A 21,783-nucleotide genomic window follows, 5' to 3' on the forward strand; every position below is an offset into this window, starting at 1 on the left:
CCTCCCGATCACTCTCTGTGAAATGGAATAGGCCATGTGCGGGATCGCTGGATGGATCGACTGGAACCAGATACTCACGCACCGCGAGGACGTCATCGCGGCCATGACGGAGACCATGGCCCCGCGCGGCCCGGACGCGCAGGGCGTCTGGCTGTCGGAGCATGCCGCCCTGGGGCACCGACGGCTCGCCGTCATCGACATCGAGGGCGGACGGCAGCCCATGGTGCGCACCGGCCGCGGCGGGCGGGTGGTGGTCACCTTCAGCGGGGAGATCTACAACTTCCGTGAGCTGAGGGCGGAACTGCTCGCGCACGGGGCGCACTTCTCGACGCGCTCGGACACCGAGGTGCTCCTCGCCGCCTATCTGCACTGGGGCGCGGATTTCGTCCACCGACTGAACGGCATGTACGCGTTCGCCCTCTGGGACGAGCGCACCAGGGAACTCCTCCTCGTCCGGGACCGCCTCGGCATCAAGCCCCTCTACTACGCCCCCGTGGGAGACGGCATCGTCTTCGGCTCCGAGCCGAAGGCGCTGCTCGCCCATCCCGGCATGCCCGCCGAGGTGGACCGCGAGGGCATCGCCGAACTGCTCGTGCTGCCCCGGGCCAGGACGCCGGGCCACGGCGTCTACCGCACGATGCGCGAGGTGCGCCCGGGATGCGTGGTCGTCGCCGGTCCGTCCGGTCACCGGGAGCAGCGGTACTGGCAGCTCGAAGCGCGGCCGCACACGGACGACTTCGCCACCACCGCGGCCGAGGTGCGCTCGCTGCTGCACGACACGGTACAGCGGCAGGTCGTCGCCGACGTCCCCGTGGGAACGCTGCTCTCCGGCGGGATCGACTCCAGCGCCATCACCGCCCTGGCGGTCCGGGAACTCGACGCGGAACTGGCAAGCTATTCGGTGAACGTCGGGACCTCCGCGCGCCCGGGGAGCGACACCTGGCGGCCCAGCAGCGACGAACCCTTCGCCAGACTGGTCGCCGAGCACCTCGGGATCAAGCGCTTCGTGGCCGACGTCGGCGCCGACGACCTCGTCGACGGCATCGACAGCGGACTGCGCGCCCGGGACCTGCCGGGCTGGGGAGACCTGGACACCTCCATGTACCACCTGTTCCACCGGGTCCGGGAACAGTGCACCGTCGCGCTGTCCGGAGAGGCCGCCGACGAGATGTTCGGCGGGTACACCTGGCAGATCGACGGCGGCTACGTCGGACACACGTCCTTCCCGTGGATGTACGAGAAGCGTCAGCCGGCCCTGCTGCTCCGGGACGACGTGCGCGCCGAGATCGAGCCCGCGCGCTACGAGGCGGAGCGCTACCACCAGGCGCTGGCGGAGGTGCCGTCGCTGCCGGGCGAGGACGGCGCCCGCCGCCGTGAGCGGGAGGTCTTCCACCTCGGACTGCACCGCTGGCTGGACGCCCTGCTCGACCGCAAGGACCGGATGAGCATGGCGGTCGGCCTGGAGGTGCGGGTGCCCTTCGCCGACCACCGGCTGGCGGAGTACCTGTTCAACGTCCCGCTGGAACTGAAGGCCTACGGGGGGACCGAGAAGGCCCTCCTCCGCCGGGCCTGTGCCGATCTGCTGCCCCGCGAAGTCGTGGAGCGGCCGAAGAGCGCCTACCCGGCCAGCCGGGACACCGGCTACGTGGAGCGGCTGCGGACCCTGGTCCTGGACCTGGTGGCGGAACCGAACGCGCCGGTGTTCGACCTCCTGGACCGGGCGAAGGTCCGTACGGCGGTCACGAAGGAACTGGACCGCCTGCCGGGCCCGATCACCGCGGTGACACCGGCCATCGGCCTGTCGTACCTGCTCCAGCTCAACCGCTGGCTGGAGCTGTACGGCGTCCGCGTCACCGCCTGAGCAGACGGGACGGCCCCCGGCGATCCTCGGGTTCCAGTGATCGCCGGGGGCCGTCCCGCCTGTTCAGGCGCTGGTTCAGACGGTGCCCAGGTTCTCCCTCACGAAGCCGAAGAGCCGGGGCAGGCCCGCGTCGACGAAGGCCCAGTCATGACCGCCGGGACGTTCCCGGTACTCGTGGGAGATGCCGTGGGCGGTCAGGGCGTCGCGCATGTTCCGGTTCATCGCGATCATGCGCGCGTAGTCGTCCTCGCCGACGTCGAGACAGAAACGCGGCGACGCCGCGGCGTCCAGGCCGGCGAGGAGCCGGTACGGGTCGTAGGCCCGTCGGACCGCGCTGCCCACCGGACCCCAGACCCTTTCGTGGTCCTTCACCGTCGGCATCATCAGCCGCCGGTCCGCACGGTGCGGCGCGTAGGGGTCGCCCTCGCGCAGCGGCGCCTCGAAGGCGCCGCCGTGGCTGCCCGCCACCGCGAACAGGTGCGGGTGGCGCAACGTCTGGAACAGGGCGGTGGCTCCCCCCATCGAGAAGCCGGCCACGGCGCGCCCCGCACGGGACGCCACGGTGTTGTACCGCTTCTCGACCTGGCCGACCACCTCATGGACGAAGTAGTCCTCGTACCGCCGCCCGCCCGCGTCGTTGATGAGCCAGTACCGTCCCGACTCCGGCAGGACCAGGATCATCCGGTGGGCGGCGGCGCAGTCGGCCAGACTGGGGCAGGTGAGCCAGGTGTTCCGGTTGCCGCCGTAACTGTGCAGCAGGTAGAGGACCTGGAAGGGCCTGCCGGTCGCCGCGTACCGGGGGGGCAGCACGACGCTGACGGACTTCTGCCTCCCGAGGGCCTCGCTCCACCAGGTATCGGTCACCACTCGCATCGCGCGTGTCCCGTTCTCGTCGTCATAGGCCGAGCACGGCGCGCCGGTCGAGCTTCCCCGACCGCGTCCGGGGCAGCGCGGCCACCAGGTGGAAGTGCTCGGGAACCATGTAGCGGGGAAGGACCTCCAGGCAGTGCCGCCGCAGCTCCGACACCTCGCACCCCGCGGAGAACGGCACCACGTACGCCTCGATGTGCCGCTCACCGGAGGTGTCGCCCACCGTGACGCACACCACCTCGCGCACGGCCTCGGAGAGGGCCGACTCGACCTCGCCCAACTCCACGCGGTGTCCACGGATCTTGACCATGTCGTCGTTGCGGCCCAGGAAGGCGTACTCGCCCCCCGCCTCGACCCGGACCGTGTCCCCGGTCCGGTACGCCTCCAAGGACGTACCGTCCTCCTGGACGACCGTCAGGCGCTTGCCGGCCGTGAGAGGGGCGTCCCGCCAGTAGCCGAGCATCACGGACGGGCCGGCGACGCAGAGTTCCCCGGTGACACCCGGCTCATCGCGCAGCGGCTCACCGGACTCGTCGACGACGAACGTCGTCGCGTAGGCACAGGGCCGCCCGATGGGAACGGGTTCCGTCCGTCCCGGCGCCACATCACTGTCCCGCACCCGGTGGAAGGTGCACACGTTCGTCTCCGTGGGGCCGTACAGGTTGTAGAGGTCGACGTGCGGGAGGAGTTCGCGCAGCCGGCGCAGCGCTCCCACGGGGAACACCTCCCCCGCGAACAGGACGACGCGCAGCGCGGACGCGCCGAGCAGCGCGCCGCTGCGGGCCGTCAGCATGCGGTTCAGCGCGTTGGGCACCGAGTACCAGACCGTCACCTTCCGCTCGACGACGACCCGGCTCAGCACCCCGCCCAGCCCGAGCTGGCTCTCGGGGAGCAGCACGACGCACGCCCCGGCCAGACAGGTCGCGAACACGTCCAGCACGGACAGGTCGAAGTGCAGCGGCGCATGGCTGGACACGCGGTCGTGCGCGGTGATGCGGAACTCGGCCACCGCCCATTCGACGAACGCCATGGCGTTCGCGTGGGAGAGCACCACGCCCTTGGGGTCGCCCTTGGAACCCGAGGTGTAGAGGATGTAGGCGGGGGCCGACGGGCCGGCGCCGGGTCCGGCCGATGTCACCGCCGGACTCCCGGCCACGGCGTCGGACCAGGCGACGACTCGCGGGTCGGCCGGGGCGCCCCGGGTGCCACCGACGGCGACGACCGGGCGGTCCGGCGAGTCGGCGGGCGCCCGCTCCAGCAGCCAGGAGACGTGCTCGTCCTGGGCGATGACACCGGCCAGGCGGCAGTCGTCGATGATCTTCGCGGCCCGGTCAAGCGGCGTACCGGGATCGATCGGGACGTAGGCCGCACCCGTCCGGAGGATGCCGTACAGGCCCACGATCGACTCGGGCGACTTGCGAAGCCAGAGCCCGACGCGGTCGCCGGCGCCGATGCCCCGCTGGAGCAGGGTCGCGGCCAGCGCGGTGCTGCGCGCGTGCAGTTCGGCGTAGGTCAGGGTCTCGCCCTGGAACTCGACCGCCGGGGCGTCCGGCCGCCCGGCCGCGGCCTCGTCCAGATAGTCGGTGAGCGTGCGCATGTGGCTCCTGTCAGTTCTCTCGGTCCGGCCAGGTGAGTCCCATGCGCGCGGCGACGACGGCGCGTTGCATGTCCGAGGCGCCCGAGGACAGGGTCATGCCGAGGGCGTCCCTGAGGTTCCGCTCGGCGCTCTTGTCGTGGGTGTAGCCCAGCGCACCGTAGATCTGAAGGGCGCTGGTGAACATCTCGACCGCGGCCTCGCTCGTGTACAGCTTGCTCAGCTCGGGCTGGACCCCGGGGTCGGCCCCGGTGAGTTCCGCCGCGGCGGACCGGGTGATCAGCCGTGCGAGTTCCCACCGCATCCGCATGTCGACCAGCCGGTTCGACACGGACTGGTAGTGGCCGATGTGCTTGCCGAACTGTCGCCGTCGGCGGCAGTACCGGACGCACTCCTCCAGTTCGCGCCGCATGACGCCGAGCCAGGGAGCGAGGATGAGGGCCCGCTCGAACGCCATCGTCCGGGCGAAGACCGCCGCACCCTGCTTCTCGGCGCCGAGCCGACGGGTGGCCGGGACGCGGCAGCCGTCCAGGACGACGTCCCCCCAGGAGGCGGTCCGCAGCCCCAGCTTCTCGCTGCCCGGGGTCACCGTGATCCCGGTGTCGTCCCGTTCGACGAGGAACGCGGTGACGCCGGTGAAGCCGAGGCCCCGGTCGATCGTGGCGTAGACGAGGAAGAGGTCGGCGACCGGTGCGTTGGTGATGTACCGCTTGTGCCCGTCGAGGACGTAGTGGTCGCCGTCGCGCCGGGCGGTGGCGGTCAGCGCCAGCGCGTCCGAACCGGTACCCGGTTCCGTCATCGCGTGCGCGCCGATCGTCCGTCCCGACGCCAGGGCCGGCAGATACGCCGCGCGCTGCTCCTCGTCACCGAACTCCGCTATCGGCAGCTCCACCGCGAGGATGTGCGCTCCCATCGCCATGAGGAGCCCGTTGTCCGGGCAGTCGAAGCCCAACTCCTCCATGACGTGCGCGTACCGCGGCGGGTCGTACCCGCGGCCCCCGTACGCGGAGGGCACCAGCAGGCCGTGCACGCCCAGCTCCGCGTAGCGCTTCCAGCCCTCGTGGTCGAAGGTCCCCGACCGGTCGCGTGTGGTGATGCCCTCCCGCAGTTCGGCACCCAGTTTCCGCAGGTCCTCGAAGAGTTCGGCATGGCTGTCATTGCACTTGGACGTCATGATTCTCCATTCGCCCCGACGCGGGCGATGAGTACGGTGGGCCACCCGGTGGAGATGCGGGCGCGCGGGCCGTGCGAGGGCCGGTGGCGTGCCGCCGGGGTCGTGACGGCGAGGCGCACCGCAGCGTAGGCAGCCGGACCCGCAGGGGCAAAGCGAGCGCCGGCGACCGGGCCGGCTGTTCAACTGCTGTCCCGGGGCCAGTCGAACACCGGCCACCGGGGGAACAGCGTCCGTGGCGCCCGTGCCGCTCGGGGGAGCGTTGCCTCATGGACGTCCGTGAGACATCGTTAGGTGGTCATGAGGCGATCCCGGAGGAGGCCTCACCGGAGCGTCTTGCGCCATGGCGGTGCCTCGGCGCCTCCCCGTTCTCCTCGGTCCCCGCGCACAGCCGAGGATCCGCTGTGTTCCCCGTTCCTCCGCAAGAGAAGGAACATCCTGCCGACCGCGCCGGGCGCCGGCCCCACGGGTCCGCGACGCCCCGGCGAACGGCCGGACTCTCACCAGGGAAAGGACGGCATGAGCACGATCTACGCCTTCATCAACGGCCAGGTGGCCATCACCGTGCAGTACTGGGTGGAGCGGTACGAGGAGGTGGACGCCGGCGCCCGGATCGATGTGCGCCGGGCCGAACCCTACGAGGGGAGCCACCACCGCGACGGAGCCGAGGGACACCGCGTCCTTCCCGTCGGCGACGGCGGCATCTGGCGCATCGACCTGTCGCACCGGATCGACTCCGAGGTGCCGGAGCAGCGGTTCCACCACCACCCCGACTTCCAGCACGGCGACGTCGGCCCGCGCGCCTTCGACACGGAACTGTCCGCGGACCCGCTCGACTGGACGGAGCGGCGTCTGCTGGACCTGCCCGCGCTGCTCACCGAGAAGGGGCACGAGGACCTGGCGAAGTCCATCGACACCGAACAGCTGGCGCGGTCCATGCCGTTGATCCGGATGGCGATCGAAGCGTCGCTCACACCGTGAGGCTCCGTTCCGTCACCGCCGCCCGGTATCCGCGGGCCACGGCGGAGCCGGGCGGGGCGAGGAGCCGGGGGACGAGATGAACGAGGGGACGTGCGTGGGCGACAAGGCACCGGTGGCGGAACTGGCGGACCGTCTCGTCGACGGCGAGGTCAGCACGGAACACGACGTGCTGGCGGCACAGCGCACCGACGAGGCGTACCTGACGCCGTCCGGGTGGCCCCTGTGCTCGGTGTACGCGCGCAGCACCGCGGACGTCGTCGAAACGATGCGCTGGGCGGCCCGGCACCGCGTTCCTGTCGTACCCCGGGGCGCGGGCACCGGCCTGGCCGGCGGGGCACTGGCCGGGGACGGGGCCCTGGTGCTCTCGCTGGAACGCATGACGGCGGTGCGGGAGTTGTCCGTCGACGACCGGCTGGCCGTCGTCGAACCGGGCGTGATCACCGCGGACCTCGCGCGGGCCGCGGACGAGCGGGGGCTCATGTACCCCGTCGACCCCGGCAGCGCGTCGCGCTCGACACTGGGCGGGAACCTGGCCACGAACGCGGGCGGGTTCCGCTGCTTCAAGTACGGCGTGACCCGCGAGTCCGTGCTCGGCCTCGAAGTCGTCCTGGCCGACGGAAGGGTCGTCACGACGGGCCACCGGACGACCAAGGGAGTGAGCGGCTACGACCTCACGGGCCTCTTCGTGGGATCGGAGGGCACGCTCGGAGTCATCACCGGCGCGACGCTCCGGCTGCGGTCGAAGGCCGCCGGGCCGCGGGCGACGGTGGCCGCCTGCTTCCCGGACGCCGCCGCGGCGGCTCGGGCACCCCTGCAGCTGGCCCGCGCCGGTCTGCTGCCGAGCTTCCTCGAACTGATCGACGAGGTCACGCTGCGGGCGGTGCGCGCATATCAGCCGCTCGATCTGCCCGGCGACGGGGAGGCCCTGCTGCTCGCCGAGTTCGACGGTGCGGACGCGGGCGGCGCGGCGGCGCGGATGGGACAGTTGTGCGGGACGCTGGACGCGGCGGTGACGGTCACGACCGACGAGGAGGAGTCCGAGCGGCTGCTCAGCGTCCGCAGACACGCCCTGGGGGCGCTGGAGCGGATGGGCAGGACCATGGTCGAGGACTTCGTCGTACCGCGCTCCCGGCTGGGCGACATGCTGACGGAGATCCGCCGCATCGCCGCCCGGCACGACGTCCTCATCGGGACGGTGGCCCACGCGGGCGACGCCAATCTGCACCCCACCCTGCTGTTCGACCGCGGCGAACCGGAGATACCCGCACGCGTCTGGGCCGCCGCGGACGACATGTTCCGCATTGCCCTGCGGCTGGGCGGCACGCTCACCGGAGAACACGGCATCGGGACGCTGAAGAGGCGTTGGCTGCGCGACGAACTAGGTGACGACGCGACGGACGTCCACCGGACGATCAAGAACGCCCTGGACCCGCTCGGGATCATGAATCCGGGCAAGGTCCTGTGAGCGCGCACGCATCCACACCGCGCACGACCGGGAACGAGGAAGGTCCGATGGGACAGTCAAGCAGTGACGAATGGCCGACCAGGGTGAAGCGCATCATCGTCGACGTCCTCGACCTGGGCATCGACCCGGGTGAACTCGCCGACGACCTCTCGCTGTACTCGTCGGTCCTGAAGATGGACTCGATGACGCTCCTGCACCTGCTGGTGACCTTCGAAGGAGAGTTCGGCTTCGAGATCGACGACGAGGACGTCATGAACGCCAACCTCGACACCGTCGGCAGCCTGGTCGGCCTGGTGGCGGACGTGGCGCGGAGGAGCCGGAGCGCGGTGGCGGCCGGCGGACCCGCTAACGACGGTCTGGGAGGCTGAGACATGTCGGCGACCGGTGACGTGTTCCCCCTCGACAAGGACGACGTGCCCACCCACTGGTACAACGTCCTGGCCGACCTGCCCTTCGAGGTCCCCGCGCCTCAGCCACCCCTGGCCCGGGACACCGGCGCGCAGGAAGCGCGCGCCCTGCGGCCCCAGCTTCCGCTGTCCCTGTACCGGCAGGGCACCGGCAGCGGGCGGTACGTGGAGATACCCGGGCCGGTCCGCACCGAGTACCAGCGCTGGCGTCCCACGCCCCTGTACCGGGCCACCCGGCTGGAGAAGGCGCTCGACACCCCCGCGCACATCTACTTCAAGTTCGAGGGGACCAGCCCGTCGGGCAGTCACAAGATCAACACGGCGCTGCCCCAGGCGTACTACTACAGCCGGTCCGGTGTCGCCGAGATGGTGACCGGAACCGGAGCGGGACAGTGGGGCACCGCCCTGGCCATGGCCTGCCACCCTTACGGCATGGAGTGCACCGTCTTCATGGTGCGGTGCAGTTACGAACAGAAGCCCTACCGCGGCACCCTCATGCGGCTCAACGGGGCCCGGGTCATCAAGAGCCCGAGCACGCTGACCGAAGTGGGCCGGGCGGCGCTGCGCGAGAACCCCGACGCACCGGGCAGCCTGGGCATCGCCAACGCCGAGGCCATCGAGTACGCCGCCACCCGGCCCGCCGCGCGCTTCTCCATCGGCAGTGGCGAGAACCACGTCCTGCTCCACCAGACGGTCCTCGGCGAGGAGGCCCTGCTGCAGATGCGGCGGGCCGGGGAGTTCCCGGACGTCGTGATCGCCGCGATGGGCGCGGGAAGCAACTTCGCCGGCATCACCTTCCCGTTCTACCGGGAGGCACGGACGCACAATCCCGATCTCCGCTTCGTCGCGGTCGAGCCCGAGGCCTGCCCCAAGATGACCAGGGGCACGTACGCGCTGGACTACACCGACTACTCGGGCGTGACCCCGCGGATGAAGATGTACACCCTGGGGCACAAGTTCGCCGCCTACCACATCCACGCAGGCGGACTGCGCTACCACGGCGCCGCCCCCATCGTCAGCGCAATGTACGACAACAAGCTGGTCGAGGCGGCGGCCTACACCCAGACCCGGGTCTTCGAGGCCGGCCGCACCTTCGCCAAGGCCGAGGGGATCGTCCCGGCGCCGGAGTCCGCGCACGCGGTCGCACACGCGGTCGAGGAGGCCCTCCAGGCCCGGCGACAGCGGCGCGGGCGCGTCATCCTCTTCAGCATGAGCGGACACGGCCTGTTGGACCTCGGCGCCTACGAGCAGTTCCTCTCCGGCGAGATGGTCGACTCCGAGCCCAGCGACGAGGAGATCCAGGCCTCCATCAGGAGCCTGCCGTAGAGAGCGAGGGAGTCGGGGCGAAAGGGAGTGAGGGGGCAACCGTGAACGCACCACAAACCGATCGTCGACCGCCGTCGCAGAAGGTGCTGGATCTGCTGTTTCGGGCCCGTGAGCTACTCGACGGGGAGGGCACGCGGGCCGATCAGTTCGGGCGCGTCGCCGTGCATCTGATCGACTGTGTCATCGACGTCTCGAAGCTGCTGGACGAGGATCCGGACCTCGACGCCGCCCGCGTGGCCCTCGGCTCCGCCCGCTCCGCGGTGGTGGCCGCCACCTGCGCGGTGCGCGGCGCCTACGGTCGCGAAAAGGTCCGGGTACCCCCGGACCTCCCCGCCGGTCCGCCCAGCACGCGATGAATTCTTTCCGTGCGGGTGCTGCTGGTGGCCGTGTACTACCGTACGAACCTCACGATGCGGCACCTCGCCCCGCTGTTCGGCGTCTCTCCGGCGACCGTGTGCCGGGTGATCCAGCGGCTCGGCCCGTTGCTCGAGATCGAGCCGGCCCGCACCTCTCGGGATGCAGCCGAGCGGCTGTGGATCGTGGACGGCACCCTCGTCCCGGTCCGCGACCGCAAGGTCGGAGCGTCCTCGCGTAACTACCGGTTCTCGGCGAATGTGCAGGTCATCGTGGACGCTGAGACACGTCTGGTGGTGGCCGCTGCCCGTCCGGTGCCCGGCAATACCGCGGACGCGAAAGCCTGGCGGGACTCCGGCCTGGACAAGCACCGCGAAGGCGCGACGGTCCTCGGCGACGGCGCCTACATCAACACCGGCCTGATCGTCCCGCACCGCAAACGCCCCGGACGACCCCTGCTGAAGGGCGAGGAGGAGGACAACGCGCACCACCGCAAGGTCCGTGCCCGCGTCGAGCACACCTTCTCCCGCATGAAGAACTACAAGATCCTCCGTGACTGCCGGCAACGCGGCGACGGCCTTCACCCCGCCGTCCAGGCCGTCGCCCGCATGCACAACCTCGCCCTCGCCACATGACCGCATAGGCCCGAAAGCCGCTTCAGCCTGCGTGATCACGGCCTTCTGCAACACCCTTTAGTACTCCAGCAGCGGTTCGTGTCCTGAGCTGCGTTTTCGGTAGTGGCAGTGGCGGGCGACGGCCTGGCGGCGTCTTCTCCAGGCTGACCACTTCAGTGCGTGGGCGACGGGGTCGTGGTCGCTTCGTGGGTGGGGCAGGAGAGTGTCCAGGAGCCGCCGGATCTCTGCCACGGTGAGCGGGACGAGGGCTGATCCGTTTCTGCAGCCCCCTTTGCGGCCTCGCCGCCGGCCTGGGCGGCGAGTGCGGTCAGGACCGCGTGGGCGAGCATGGCCAGGGTGATGTGCCGATACCAGCCGGGATAGCGGCGGACCTCGTACTGGTCGAGGCCGCATTCGTTCTTCGCGGCCTGGAAGCACTCCTCGATCGCCCAGCGGGAGCCGGCGATGCGGGCCAGCTCCGTGATCTCGACACCGACGGGGGCGTAGGCGAGGTAGTAGGCGAGTTCGCCGGGGTTGGACGGGCTGCGGCGAGCCATGACCCAGCGGTCATGGGTCGGCGGGTCGGGGTCGAAGATGACATTGGCGGGCAGCTTGGCTGCGGCCCAGTCGTAGACGCGCGGGCCCTTGGCGCCGTCGCCGCAGGAGGTTCTCTGCCAGGCATCGGCAGGGGCGTCCTCGATGAGCTGGTCGATGCGCCAGATGCCGGCCAGGGACTTGATCTGCTGCGACTTGGGCACCGCCACCACATAGCCGACGTCGAGCTGCTCGAGCAGGCGGCGGAAGTGCCAGTCCTGCCCGTAGGCCTCGTCCGCGGTGACCCAGGTGGCGGGCAGGCCGGCGGCCAGGCAGCGGCGGACGATGTCCCGGGCCGGCTCTCCCTTGGTCGCGAAGCCGCGTTCGTCGGGGATCTTCGCCGCCCGGACCCTGATCGTGCCGACACGCTCCGACGACTCCTCCATCCTGGGCATGGAGCGCATCAGCAAGAACTTCAAGGTCGTCAAGCAGCAGATCAACCCCTACCTGCAGATGGCGGGCGCGTTCCTCTACGGCTCGAACCCCTCAGCCACCCTGATGCACGCTGCCGTCCGCAAGGAGATCCGCAAGACCCTCGGAGAAGGCACCCCCATCCTGGAGACGATCGTCGGCTACCGAGAGGTCCCGGCCCGCAACGCCCGGAAGAAGGGCCTGCTGTTCAGCGAGTACGCCGAACTGCTCCCGAAGTCCGCGAGCGCGTACGACGTGAAGGCCGGCCGCGCTGAGGCAGAGGACGTCGTCCCCGACACGATCATCCCGCTCTCCAAGGAGATGCGGACCCTGACCAACGAGATCTTCGAGCACCACAGGAGGGTTGCCTGATGGCTGGCCTGTTCGACGTCGACCCCCAAGCCCCGCAGCAGCAGGCGGGAGGTCTCTTCGGCGGCCTGCCGGCCACGTCAGCCGCGGCGAGCGTCGTGGTCCAGCCGCTCCCCGGCACCACCCTCGCCTCCATCCCGGCGCCCTACCAGCCGCACGGCACGGACGAACTCTCCGACCAGGAGCGCCAGGACCTCGAAGCCTGCAAGGCCGGCGTCGACAACCTGCACCAGGCGTTCTGGATCGCGGGCAAGGCGCTCGAAACGATGGCCACAGCCGAACTGCACCGCGAGGAGAACCCCAACTTCGCGGAATGGATCTGGGACAACTGGGAGATCTCCGAGACCCAGCTCCACCGCCTCAAAGACGAGTGGCGCGTCGGCGAAGCCCTCGCCAACCTCGGGCACAAGCCGCGGGAGTACCACGTCCGCAAGATGACCGAGCTGCGCCGCCAGACCAGCGACAAGGTGGCGATCACGGTCTACGACACCATCGCCCGGTGCCGTCCCCGCGTCACCGGCGACCTGGTCGAGAAGGTGGTCAACGACCTCGGCTTCCTTCCGAAGGACGTGGATGCCGCCGACGTCGGCCGCCGGGTCCGCGAACTCCTGGCGGCGCCGGAGGAGAAGGAGGCCAACAGCGAGCCGAAGGGCGACGACGTCCCCGATATCAGCTCGCTCGGCAAGGACTCCCCAAATGGGGAGTCCAGCCGGAATCCCAGCAATAGCAAGGCCGACCCCCTTGCCGAGAAGGACATCGAGCGCCTGCAGAACACCCTGGCGGCCCTCCAGGAAGCAGCGAAGAAGATCAACAAGGCGGCGGCCCGGCGAGCCGTCGAAGCGCAACCCGATGTCGCCGCACCGCTTATCCAGGAGATCGGCTCGCTGCTCCAGCAGATCGACAGGGCTGTGGCGATCAGGCTCCCCAAGGGGGAGTGACCCGAACGTCAGAAGTGGACCTACGGGGCCGGTTTCCCAACTCGGGAAACCGGCCCCGCCGCACGTTCACACGCAGCCGCCAGACCGACGCTCAGGGGCCGGCGAGGATGTCGTGGGTGCCGATGCGCCGCCAGACGATGTGCTGCTCGCCGGGGCGGTGTTCGGGCCCGTACTCCCAGGTGGCGCGCCCGGCGGGGCCGGTGCCCGCAGACCAGGTGAGTTCGTAGACGCCCGGTGCTCGCTGGACGCGCTTGACGCGGAGGCCGGCGCGGAAGGTTCCGGTGCGCAGGTCCTCGACGAAGGCCGCCACGGTCTGGCGGAACTTGCGGCGTTGTTCCGGGGTGAGGCGGTCCAGGTCGGCGGTGAAGCGCGGCAGGGTCTCGTACGTGGGCACGGCGAACTCCTCCAGGACGCACGAAGCCCCCGGCCGGTCGGCCGGGGGCGGTGGTGGCTGGTCGTGTTGAAGGGCGTCAGTTACGTGGTGCTCAGTCGCGCTGGATGGTGTTGATGAGGTCGTGGCGCAGCATTCGCACGGTCCGGGTCAGCTCTCGTTGCGGGCGTTCATCGCGTCGTTCCACTTCTGTGAGTCGAGCGGGTCGCTGGTGCAGCTGTCGCAGTGCGGCAGGTAGTCGATCCGGGTGGGATACGGCACGCCGGCCGAGTAGACGATGACGTCCGGAACCAGCGTGAGAGGGCGGCGGCACAGCGGGCAGAGGTCTCCGTGGAGTTCGTGAGTCATGCGGCGCACTGTGCACAGGTCGGTGGCTTACCGTCTCGGGCTGGCGTCGCGGCCCGCCTGGCGGGCGCCCCGGTGAAGATCTGGTGATGGTCTCCCGCCCGGCGGGATGGACCCCGGATCACGCTTTTGTGCAGGTCAGCGCCGGGGTGCCATGTGGCGATGATCAGCATGTCGCCAGTTCGCCCGGGGGCCGGGGTGCGCTACCTCTTCCGTGGCGTGATGGTCGGCGACGGCCACCGTGCTGCGGGGACGCCGCTGCGTGCCGCCCAGGGCGAGGCCGGTGTCCCGCCCGGCGTGTGGAAGGGCCGGGGCCTGGCCGCGGTCGGCCTGACGGCTGGGGACGTGGTGAGCGAGCGGCAGGCCGAACTGCTCCTGGGGGAGGGCCGACACCCGGACGCCGACCGGATCGAGCGCGAGCTCCTGGCGCAGGGCAAGACCCCGGAGCAGGCCCGGCGGGCGACCGTGCTGGGCAGGCCCATCGAGCACAACCGCTCACCCGAGACCGACAAGGCCAAGGAGCGCACCCCCTGGCTGGCCTCCGACCTGGTGTTCCGGCCCCCGCCGACGGCCCACATCGCGTGGGCGCTGATGGACGACGAGCACCGCCGGGTGCTGGAGCTGTGCGACGACGTCGTCCGTGACAAGACGCTGGAGTGGCTGGAGGAGTCGGTCGCACAGATCCGCTCCAAGGCCGGCGGCAAGCAGCGAGCCCGGGTCAAGGACGGGCTGATCGTCGCGGTGTTCAGGCACTACGAGTCACGCGCCACGGAATCGAGGCCCCTTCTTCACGCTCACGCGGTCGTGTCGGTCCGCGCCCGGCGGCCGCACGACGGGAAGTGGGGCAACCTGTCGGCGGACTCGCTGATGACCCACATAGTCGCCGCTGACACTCTCTACACCTTGTACTTCATGGAGGAGGTGTCCGCCCGGCTCGGGTGGGCGTGGGAGCCGCGCGAGGTGACGCCCGGCCGCCGGCCCGTGATGGACATCGCCGGGATCGACCGATGTCTCATCGGCTGGCAGTCGACCCGCCGCCAGCAGATCGAGGACGCCCTGTCCGTCCTCACCGACAAGTACGAGGAACGCCAGGGGCACGCGCCGGGGGAGAAGGCCGGCTACGCGCTGGCCTGCCAGGCCGCCGACCAGACACGCTCACCGAAGCGCAAGGAACTGCTGTCGCTGACCGAGCTGCGGACGCGATGGCGGGACTCTGCGATCCGGGCGTTCGGCGCCTGCACCGTCTATCGGCTGGCGGAGCGGGCGCGGGCGGCGGCCGCGGCGGTGTGGGCGCGGGTGCGGCCGGTCATCGACATAGCGCTGGCGGCCGTCGACGTCGTCGCCGTGGTGTACGTGATGCGCGGCACGTTCAAGCACCACCACCTCCTTGCCGAAGCCCGCCGTCACCTCTCCTACGCCCTGCGCGGCCGACCCCACCAGCCCGGCCTGGACGACCAGATCGTGCAGGCGGTCGTCGACGACTACACCCGCCCCGTCGGCCGCGGCCTGAAGATGACCGCCGACCTACGCGCCCTGTACCCGCGCGACACCGAGGACCAGGCCGTGCTGCGCCCACTGACCCGGAAGCGGTCCGCGCCCCAGTACGAGCGGGCCCGCCTCGCCGCCGGCGCCCTGGCCGCCCGGGTCCGCGCCGCGCGCCGTGCGGACCGTCTGGGCTCCCGCCCCCGGCCGTACGTCGTCACGGTGCCCGCCGCCTCGAGGTCGCACCCGCGGCCGTTCCGCACCGGAGGGCAGGACGGCCGCCGCCAGGAGCCGGAGACCGGCGTCGACACGGTGGAACAGACGCGCCAGACCTTGGAAGCCGCCGCCGCGCAGGTGGCCGCCACGCTCCAGGACAGCCGGCGGGCGCGCGAAGCCGCCCACGGCCCCCGCCCGCAGCCCACCCCGGCGACGGCCCCGCCGCCGCACACCCAGCAACCCGGTGCCCAGCACACGCCGGGCCGAACCACAGGAGGAGTCGCGTGAGCACCCCGGAAGAACGCCCCAACCCCGACGACGCACTCGCCCGCGCCCGTGCCGCCCGCGAGCAGATGGCCGCCGCGCTCACCGAGGACCAGGAGCCCGACCCCGATGAGTTCTTGGGGTGGCAGCCGATCTGGAAGCGCCCCCGGAAGCCGAAGTCGAAGGCCGCGAAGAAGGCGGAACTGCGCAAGCAGCGGAAGCGACTCCAGGAAGCCGCCAAGCGCCGCCTCGCCGCCGCGAACTCGCGCCGGCCCCGCTCCCGGCAGAACCGGATCGGCAACGCGGCCGCCCGTCGCGATGCCCGCGCCCTGTCCCGGGTGCGGCACTCCAACGCCTGGCTGTGGTGACGATGCGGACACCGTCCACCGAGTGGAGCCCATCCGATGGGGTCCACTCGGTGCGGCCCACCGTGGTGCGGTGGACCGCACCACGGTGGTGCGCCGGGGACGCGCGCCGCACCGCACCACCACTGTCCCGGAGGTGTGGCTACGCGGTGGGGCGGTGCGCCGGGTGCGCTTCCATCGCCTGCTTCATCCCCGCGGCCTCCATCTGGCGCAGGACCCGCCGACGCCGCCGTGGTCCTCGGTGAGGATGTTCTCGGTGAAGCGGACGATGGTCTCGGCCATGCCCCGCGCGTTGGCCAGGCACACGCCGTGGCACAGGAACTCCAGCAGCAGGCGCCCGAGCGCGGCGGCCAGGAAGGAGTGCGCGCACGGCTCCCCGTCGTGGTCGTCTTCGGCAGTGATGGGGATGAAGACGCGCGCGGCGACGTCCAGGAGCATCCGGCACAGCTTCTCCGGGCCGATGTCGTCGGCGACCGCGCCGGCGGTGTCGATGTCGGCGGCATGGATCGCCTGAATGTAGGCGAAGGCGTCGACGACGTCCTCCGGTTCCATCGGGGCGAGCGACATGGTGACGGTGTTCTCGGGCATGGATGGCTCCTCATCTTCGGGCCGCCCCGCTGATCGCGGCGGCCTCGAAGACACCCTCGATCTGCGGCCCTGTGGACAGAGTCCGGCCGCCAGGGGGAGAACTCTCCCTCCCTCCGATCGAACCGGACGAATCGGTACTGCAAGGGGCAAACGCGGCCCCCTTGTCCGGCAGGGTCGGCCCGGCCTCGAATCCGGCTCTGACCCCTTGTCCACCTCCGCTACCGCCCCGACCACGGCAACGTTTCCCCTGGACAGCGTCCGCTACCGGCACCGGTCAGGCCGCGGACAAGGGGGGCCGCGCACGCTGCTCCTTCGCCCCGGCCACTCCGGCCGGGGCAGCGAAGGAGACCAGACGATGACGACCACCTATCCGGAGGCCGGGCAGCACCGCCGCTCGGGCCGATCCTCCCGGAAGGCCGGCCCGCGTGGGGCAAGCCCAAGGGGCCTCCCCGGGTGCCCCCTTGGGAGGGCCCTTGGGAACCCCCTTTGGTGCCCGGCACCCGGGGACGCGGGAAAAGCCCTTGTCAGCGCCGCAATCGGCGCGAAAACCGCGCCGTCACAACCCTCTTCTCTCCTCTATATGTCCGCATGGGAGGAGAGCATCGGGTTCCGGGGGGCCCGGACGCCCTCCCGGGCCGGGCGCGGCCAGCGGCAGCGGCAGCGGTTGGCCGGCGGCCGGTCGCGAGCGACGAGGGAGCAGAGCTGATGGCGGGGAAGCAGAAGACGAACCCGGCGGGGTCGACGAACAGCTATCGCGGCGACGTGCTGCGCGTGCTCGGAGCGCTGAAGGTCGCGACGACGGATCAGATCCAGCGGATCGGCGCCCCGCACCTGACGTTCCGGCACGCCGACAAGCCGACCCCGTCGAAGCGCAAGCAAGCCCGGACCGCCTCGCATACGGCCGCCCTCTCCGACATGCGGGGGCACGGCCTGTCCGAGAACGGCGGCTCGGCCGGGGCGGGGGACCGGCTGCGGAACCTGACCCCCAAGGGACTGCAGGCTGCCTCCTACGAGCTGAACCGGCCGGCGGGGGAGATGGGCTCCACCGCGCGCGGCGCGGGCTCGTCAGGGGCCTCTCACCCGATGGCCGTCAACGAGACGGTCATCGCGATGCTGCGCCCGAAGCCGAACATGGCCAGGCTCGCCAAGGACTCGGCCGAAGTCCGGGCCGCCGCCCAGGCCGCCGTCGACTCACCGGACGGCATCGGCACCATCGCCTCGTACTGGACCGAGGTCCCGCTCCCGGCGACCGGCACGTGGAACGCGCCCGGCAAGGGTGGCGCCCAGGCCGACATCGTGCTCACCGCCCCGCAGGACGGGGTGCCGCTGCTGTTCATCGAGGTGGACAACTGCCACGAGACCGCCGAGGAACTCGCCGCCAAGCTGGAGAAGTACGCCCGCTTCTTCAAGCGGCAGGTGAAGGACACCGACGGCCGCGAGCGCCCGATGTGGCGTACGCGCTGGACGGTCCCCCCGGGCCGGTACGGCGATACGCCGCATCCGCCCGTGCTCCTGGTGTTCAACCGCATCGGCGAGCGCAACCCCAACCACACCGTCCCGCGCCTGCAAGAGCTGACCCGCCACCTGTGGCAGGGGGAGCGGCAGCGCGGCGGCCACCACCTCTACGACGGGAAGATCCCGATCGTCGCGGTCGGGCTGAACCAGCTACGTGCGCACGGCCCGGCCGGCCCGGTGTTCGCCCGCTTCGGACGCAGCGGCCCGCAGACCCTCCTGGAGGCGATCGGCAATCCGCGCCGCGAGGCCGCCGACGCCCGTGAGGAAGCAGAGGCCGAGGCCCGGCGGGCGGAGCACCAGGCGCAGATGCGGCGCGCGGCACAGGAACACGATGCGAAGAAGGCCGCCGAAGCAGCACGGGAAGCCGCCCCTCCGGATTTCAAGATCCTCGACAGCGTCAAGCTGAGTTGGACAAGTCGGGCGGGACAGTGACAGGGCGCAGGTGCTTGTGTCTCGTCCTGCCGGGCACGGCTCCTTCACCCCCGTAGGGCCACAAGCCGGATGCGAAGAGCAACGGCCGGGAGAGGAGTTTCCGGGGCATGACGAAGGCCCGGACGCCTGGCCCGGGCCTTGCTTCTCGAGTGTTCTAGCGAGTCGAACGCCAGCGGCCAGGCGCGGACGACCCGTCCACGGAGCCGACCTGGCCCTGAGAAGACTCAGGGTAAGGCGTCGTTTTCGCCGAACAGGGGTACCTGCGCCACGTCGACGTCCGTGCGGATGCGGTGCGGCCGGACGGGGTGCCTCCACCTCCCGGCGCTGTCCCGGGCGACGTCGACGGCAACCTCCATCACCACGTCGGGCTCCACCAGGAGGACATCAAGAGCGCGCTGTGTTGCCCAGCCCGCTGAGAACGTCCGCCCGTGCCACGGATGCGCGCCCGTCGGCGAGACCAACAGATCGGCCAGGGCGCGGCCGGCGGCCTGGGACAGTGTGGTGCTGCGCCCGGTGTACTGCAGGCGGCCCGCTGCGTCGTAGCGGCCCAGCAGCACCGTCCGGGGCGCCGTGAGGGAACCGGTGACGGCACCGACGATGGCTTCGGTGGTGGCCCGCACCTTGTACTTCCGCCACGATCGAGCGCCCCGGACGTAGGGCTCGTCCAGCCGCTTGAAGCACAGTCCCTCCAGCCCGGCCGCCGTCCACTCCAGCCATCGGCGTGCCGTCGCCGGGTCGGTCGTCGACGGGCACAGCGTCAGCGGTGCCTCCAGGCAATGGCCGGCGAACAGCGACTCCAGCGCCGCGCGTCGCCGCTGGTACGGCCAGTCGGCCAGGTCCCCGGCTTCGCGGAGCAGGTCGAAGACGACGTAGTGCGCCGGCCACTGGCGCGCCGCCTCGGCCGCGCCGGCTCCGCGGCGGGCGAGGCGCTGCTGCAGCCGATCGAATACCAGTCGGCCGCACTCCCACACCACCAGCTCACCGTCCAGGCCGGTGTCCGCGGGCAGGTGTGCCAGGGCCGCCGTCCGGATCTCGGGGAACGAGCCGGTCATGTCCGTTGCCTGCCGGGAGCGCAGCAACACCCGTTCGTTCGAGTACACGGCAAGCTGGGCGCGGTAGCCGTCCCACTTCGGCTCGGCCGCCCACCCAGGGGGCAAGGCGGGGTTGTCCACGGGCACGGTCAGCATCGGCTCTGGTAAGGACCACGTCATGGCGTGATGCCTTCCACGCCGAACCACCACAGGCGCGGCGAACAGGGCTCCTGGATCGAGCGGACCTACCACCGGCGCCGGCGCCAGAAGCGCCTGGGCCGATTGACCCCCGTCGAGTACGAGACCATCATGACCCCACCCGCAGCCCTGGCTGCATAAACCCCGCTGTCACCCGATCATGCAGCAGTCCCGGCCGGTGCGCCTTCTGCTCGTTAAAACGACGCTCGGCCAATCTGCGTGGACATGCCTTCAGTCTGTGGCCAAAAGGGTCGGGCCAACTGAAAATCAGACCCATGCTGCGCATCCACTTCACCGAGGCTGACCTACGTCAAGTCACCGTCGCACCTGGTCCCAACGCGCTGCTGGAAACCGCGCTCAGCCTTCGCTACTTACGCGGCCGCCCCTCGTGCGTGGAGCGGCTGCGCCCTGGGGTGAGACAGTGGCGGCGGTGGGTGATCGACGGCAAGGTCCCGCGCACAAGGATCTACCCCCACATAGACCCCCTGGAAGGGGGCGTCTTCGACTTCTTCGTCCAGCCTTTCACCCCTGACCTGCGCGCCGGCCTCGACCTCGCCGTGCGGACACCGACGCCGGAACTGGCGGACGAAATCGCTCTCCTGCCCCGCCCCACCCGGGACAACCCCGTGCTGCGGGAGCTCGCCGACGGCACCGAAAAGGGCCGCCAAATTCTCGCCGACGACACCCTGCGCTACTTCGACTCTTGCCTCGCCCCTCTATGGCCACGGATGCAGGCCATCACCATGGCCGACCGGGCACTGCGCGCCGAGACACTGCTGCGTGGCGGCGTCGATGCCCTACTGGCCACACTCGTCCCCGGCTGGCACTGGCAGCCGCCGACCTGGCATATCCCCGCGCCATGCAGCCCCAGCGACCTGCACCTCGGCGGGCACGGCTTGATGCTCATCCCGTCCCACTTCTCCTACGGCCCGATGTATGGACGCCGTGCCGGCGAGCCCTGGACATTGGCCTTTCCGCCGCACGGCGGCGAGCAGCCCACCTGCGCCACCGACACCCTGGGGCCGCTGCTAGGCCGTACCCGTGCAGCGGTTCTGGCCGCCCTGCGGCACCCGGCAACCACCACCGAAACCGCCGACCGCGTCGGCATCTCCCTGCCCTCAGCCAGTCAGCACACCACCGTCCTACGCAACGCTGGACTCATCACCACCACCCGCACCGGCACCGCAGTCCTCCACACCATCACACCCCTCGGCGCAGCCCTCCTTCAAAACGACACCACCAAATAACGGGCTCTGGTCCAATCCTTGTGGTCAGGTACGCAGCGTGACTATCGATCTTCGTGTGATGCATACGCAAACACGAGCCCGATTTTTCCGTTTGTCAGACCCTTTTGGCCACAGATGAAAGGCATGGCGGCCGGAACTGGCTGACGGCAGGCTCTTCCTCACCCGCTTCCTCTGGCCTCGAGGCAGGAGGAAGCGGCTCGATCACCATCCTGGGACGACAGACAAGGAGCAGCTCATGCGGATGCGTCACGCTCTCATCGCCGCAGAGAGCTCGTACGAGACGCCCATGCTCGCTGAGATCGGTGACTTCGCCGATGTCACCCGCGGCGGCCATAGCGGCCGCTACATGGACTTCATCATCGGCTGGTGGTTCTGATCCGCCTTCGGCGGAGATGAGCACCTGCTCCGACGAGACCAGTGGCCGGGGCGCCGACCGTCCCGAGCGGGGCGGGCCATGCGAATCAAGATTCACCCGCGCTCGACCTGCACTGCCGTCCTGGCTCACGGAAAAACCCAACTGTTCGCAGAACCCAACTCAAGGAGTTGATCTTCCATGACCACGGAGAGCTCGTACGAGACGCCCATGCTCGCTGAGATCGGTGACTTCGCCGACGTCACCCGCGCCACCTATCAGGGCTTCTGGGTGGACTTCCTCGGCGGCTGGTGGTTCTGATCCGCCTTCGGCGGAACTGAGCACCTGCACTGACCACTCCTGACGGCGGCTGGCACGGAGACGTCCCGTGCCAGCCGTGCG

General features: G+C 70.6%; 21 protein-coding genes and 2 pseudogenes. 15 read left to right on the forward strand and 8 right to left on the reverse strand.

All coding sequences use genetic code 11. The features are described from left to right. The first annotated feature begins 34 nt into the window (after positions 1-34). Positions 35-1,861 (forward strand): asparagine synthase (glutamine-hydrolyzing), encoded by a 1,827-nt coding sequence (gene asnB / locus Sdagh_RS25310; protein ID WP_086169503.1) that lies wholly within the window; start codon positions 35-37, stop codon positions 1,859-1,861. Positions 1,862-1,936: 75 nt separating this feature from the next. Here the strand turns inward: asnB and Sdagh_RS25315 are convergent, their stop codons facing one another. The 3 genes from Sdagh_RS25315 to Sdagh_RS25325 are packed head-to-tail and all read right to left on the reverse strand — an operon-like array spanning position 1,937 to position 5,499. After that, complete coding sequence (locus Sdagh_RS25315) at positions 1,937-2,734, reverse strand: alpha/beta hydrolase (RefSeq protein WP_086169504.1); 798 nt, start codon at positions 2,732-2,734, stop codon at positions 1,937-1,939. 22 nt (positions 2,735-2,756) lie between these two features. Next, positions 2,757-4,328, reverse strand: coding sequence for an amino acid adenylation domain-containing protein (locus Sdagh_RS25320; protein WP_190078647.1), 1,572 nt, complete (start codon positions 4,326-4,328; stop codon positions 2,757-2,759). A 10-nt stretch (positions 4,329-4,338) separates the two neighbouring features. Continuing rightward, positions 4,339-5,499, reverse strand: coding sequence for an acyl-CoA dehydrogenase family protein (locus tag Sdagh_RS25325; RefSeq protein WP_190078648.1), 1,161 nt, complete (start codon positions 5,497-5,499; stop codon positions 4,339-4,341). 516 nt (positions 5,500-6,015) lie between these two features. On the opposite strand from Sdagh_RS25325, the gene Sdagh_RS25330 reads away from it, so the two are divergent. The 6 genes and pseudogenes from Sdagh_RS25330 to Sdagh_RS25355 form a co-directional block, all read left to right on the forward strand. After that, positions 6,016-6,477: a hypothetical protein gene (locus Sdagh_RS25330; RefSeq protein WP_190078649.1), complete on the forward strand. Its 462-nt coding sequence runs from the start codon at positions 6,016-6,018 to the stop codon at positions 6,475-6,477. 76 nt (positions 6,478-6,553) lie between these two features. Then, positions 6,554-7,942: an FAD-binding oxidoreductase gene (locus tag Sdagh_RS25335; protein ID WP_190078650.1), complete on the forward strand. Its 1,389-nt coding sequence runs from the start codon at positions 6,554-6,556 to the stop codon at positions 7,940-7,942. A 47-nt stretch (positions 7,943-7,989) separates the two neighbouring features. Beyond that, the gene (locus tag Sdagh_RS25340; RefSeq protein ID WP_190078651.1) at positions 7,990-8,310 is read left to right on the forward strand and encodes an acyl carrier protein; all 321 of its coding nucleotides are present in this window, start codon (positions 7,990-7,992) and stop codon (positions 8,308-8,310) included. A gap of 3 nt (positions 8,311-8,313) precedes the next feature. Beyond that, the gene (locus Sdagh_RS25345; protein WP_190078652.1) at positions 8,314-9,675 is read left to right on the forward strand and encodes a TrpB-like pyridoxal phosphate-dependent enzyme; all 1,362 of its coding nucleotides are present in this window, start codon (positions 8,314-8,316) and stop codon (positions 9,673-9,675) included. A gap of 41 nt (positions 9,676-9,716) precedes the next feature. Then, complete coding sequence (locus Sdagh_RS25350; protein ID WP_226535731.1) at positions 9,717-10,031, forward strand: hypothetical protein; 315 nt, start codon at positions 9,717-9,719, stop codon at positions 10,029-10,031. A 3-nt stretch (positions 10,032-10,034) separates the two neighbouring features. Further along, positions 10,035-10,664, forward strand: a pseudogene (locus Sdagh_RS25355) (transposase); the annotation flags it as partial. Positions 10,665-10,816: 152 nt separating this feature from the next. Here the strand turns inward: Sdagh_RS25355 and Sdagh_RS25360 are convergent. Continuing rightward, positions 10,817-11,590 (reverse strand): annotated as a pseudogene (locus Sdagh_RS25360) (IS701 family transposase); the annotation flags it as partial. 40 nt (positions 11,591-11,630) lie between these two features. On the opposite strand from Sdagh_RS25360, the gene Sdagh_RS25365 reads away from it, so the two are divergent. Together Sdagh_RS25365 and Sdagh_RS25370 are read left to right on the forward strand one after the other, a co-directional pair. Beyond that, positions 11,631-12,020, forward strand: coding sequence for a hypothetical protein (locus tag Sdagh_RS25365; protein ID WP_190078573.1), 390 nt, complete (start codon positions 11,631-11,633; stop codon positions 12,018-12,020). Further along, entirely contained in the window at positions 12,020-12,955 is a 936-nt protein-coding gene (locus tag Sdagh_RS25370; RefSeq protein WP_190078574.1) for a hypothetical protein, read from the forward strand. Before Sdagh_RS25365 ends, Sdagh_RS25370 begins: the two co-directional genes overlap by 1 nt. Positions 12,956-13,046: 91 nt before the next feature. Here Sdagh_RS25370 and Sdagh_RS25375 read toward each other — a convergent pair whose 3' ends face one another. Together Sdagh_RS25375 and Sdagh_RS25380 are read right to left on the reverse strand one after the other, a co-directional pair. After that, a complete protein-coding gene (locus Sdagh_RS25375) occupies positions 13,047-13,349 on the reverse strand; it encodes a hypothetical protein (RefSeq protein ID WP_190078575.1) in 303 nt (100 codons plus the stop codon). A gap of 147 nt (positions 13,350-13,496) precedes the next feature. After that, positions 13,497-13,694, reverse strand: coding sequence for a hypothetical protein (locus tag Sdagh_RS25380; protein ID WP_190078576.1), 198 nt, complete (start codon positions 13,692-13,694; stop codon positions 13,497-13,499). Between the two features lie 159 nt (positions 13,695-13,853). Here Sdagh_RS25380 and mobF point away from each other — a divergent pair, with 159 nt between their 5' ends. Both mobF and Sdagh_RS25390 read left to right on the forward strand, forming a co-directional pair. Continuing rightward, entirely contained in the window at positions 13,854-15,677 is a 1,824-nt protein-coding gene (gene mobF, locus Sdagh_RS25385) for a MobF family relaxase (protein WP_226535735.1), read from the forward strand. Beyond that, complete coding sequence (locus Sdagh_RS25390; RefSeq protein ID WP_190078577.1) at positions 15,674-16,021, forward strand: hypothetical protein; 348 nt, start codon at positions 15,674-15,676, stop codon at positions 16,019-16,021. Before mobF ends, Sdagh_RS25390 begins: the two co-directional genes overlap by 4 nt. A gap of 183 nt (positions 16,022-16,204) precedes the next feature. Here Sdagh_RS25390 and Sdagh_RS25395 read toward each other — a convergent pair whose 3' ends face one another. Next, a complete protein-coding gene (locus Sdagh_RS25395; protein WP_190078605.1) occupies positions 16,205-16,606 on the reverse strand; it encodes a hypothetical protein in 402 nt (133 codons plus the stop codon). 705 nt (positions 16,607-17,311) lie between these two features. On the opposite strand from Sdagh_RS25395, the gene Sdagh_RS25400 reads away from it, so the two are divergent. Next, positions 17,312-18,553, forward strand: a complete 1,242-nt coding sequence (locus Sdagh_RS25400; protein WP_190078578.1) for a replication-relaxation family protein — start codon at positions 17,312-17,314, stop codon at positions 18,551-18,553. Between the two features lie 224 nt (positions 18,554-18,777). Here Sdagh_RS25400 and Sdagh_RS25405 read toward each other — a convergent pair whose 3' ends face one another. Continuing rightward, on the reverse strand, positions 18,778-19,764 hold the full coding sequence (locus Sdagh_RS25405) for an ATP-dependent DNA ligase (protein WP_190078579.1): 987 nt from the start codon (positions 19,762-19,764) through the stop codon (positions 18,778-18,780). Positions 19,765-20,057: 293 nt separating this feature from the next. On the opposite strand from Sdagh_RS25405, the gene Sdagh_RS25410 reads away from it, so the two are divergent. The 3 genes from Sdagh_RS25410 (at position 20,058) to Sdagh_RS25420 (ending at position 21,702) form a co-directional block, all read left to right on the forward strand. Then, complete coding sequence (locus tag Sdagh_RS25410) at positions 20,058-21,029, forward strand: ArsR/SmtB family transcription factor (RefSeq protein WP_190078580.1); 972 nt, start codon at positions 20,058-20,060, stop codon at positions 21,027-21,029. Positions 21,030-21,270: 241 nt separating this feature from the next. Further along, the gene (locus Sdagh_RS25415) at positions 21,271-21,405 is read left to right on the forward strand and encodes a lasso RiPP family leader peptide-containing protein (RefSeq protein WP_190078581.1); all 135 of its coding nucleotides are present in this window, start codon (positions 21,271-21,273) and stop codon (positions 21,403-21,405) included. 177 nt (positions 21,406-21,582) lie between these two features. After that, positions 21,583-21,702, forward strand: coding sequence for a lasso RiPP family leader peptide-containing protein (locus Sdagh_RS25420; RefSeq protein ID WP_190078582.1), 120 nt, complete (start codon positions 21,583-21,585; stop codon positions 21,700-21,702). Positions 21,703-21,783: the final 81 nt, after the last annotated feature.

The organism is Streptomyces daghestanicus (assembly GCF_020521275.1).
GTDB lineage: Bacteria > Actinomycetota > Actinomycetes > Streptomycetales > Streptomycetaceae > Streptomyces > Streptomyces griseoviridis.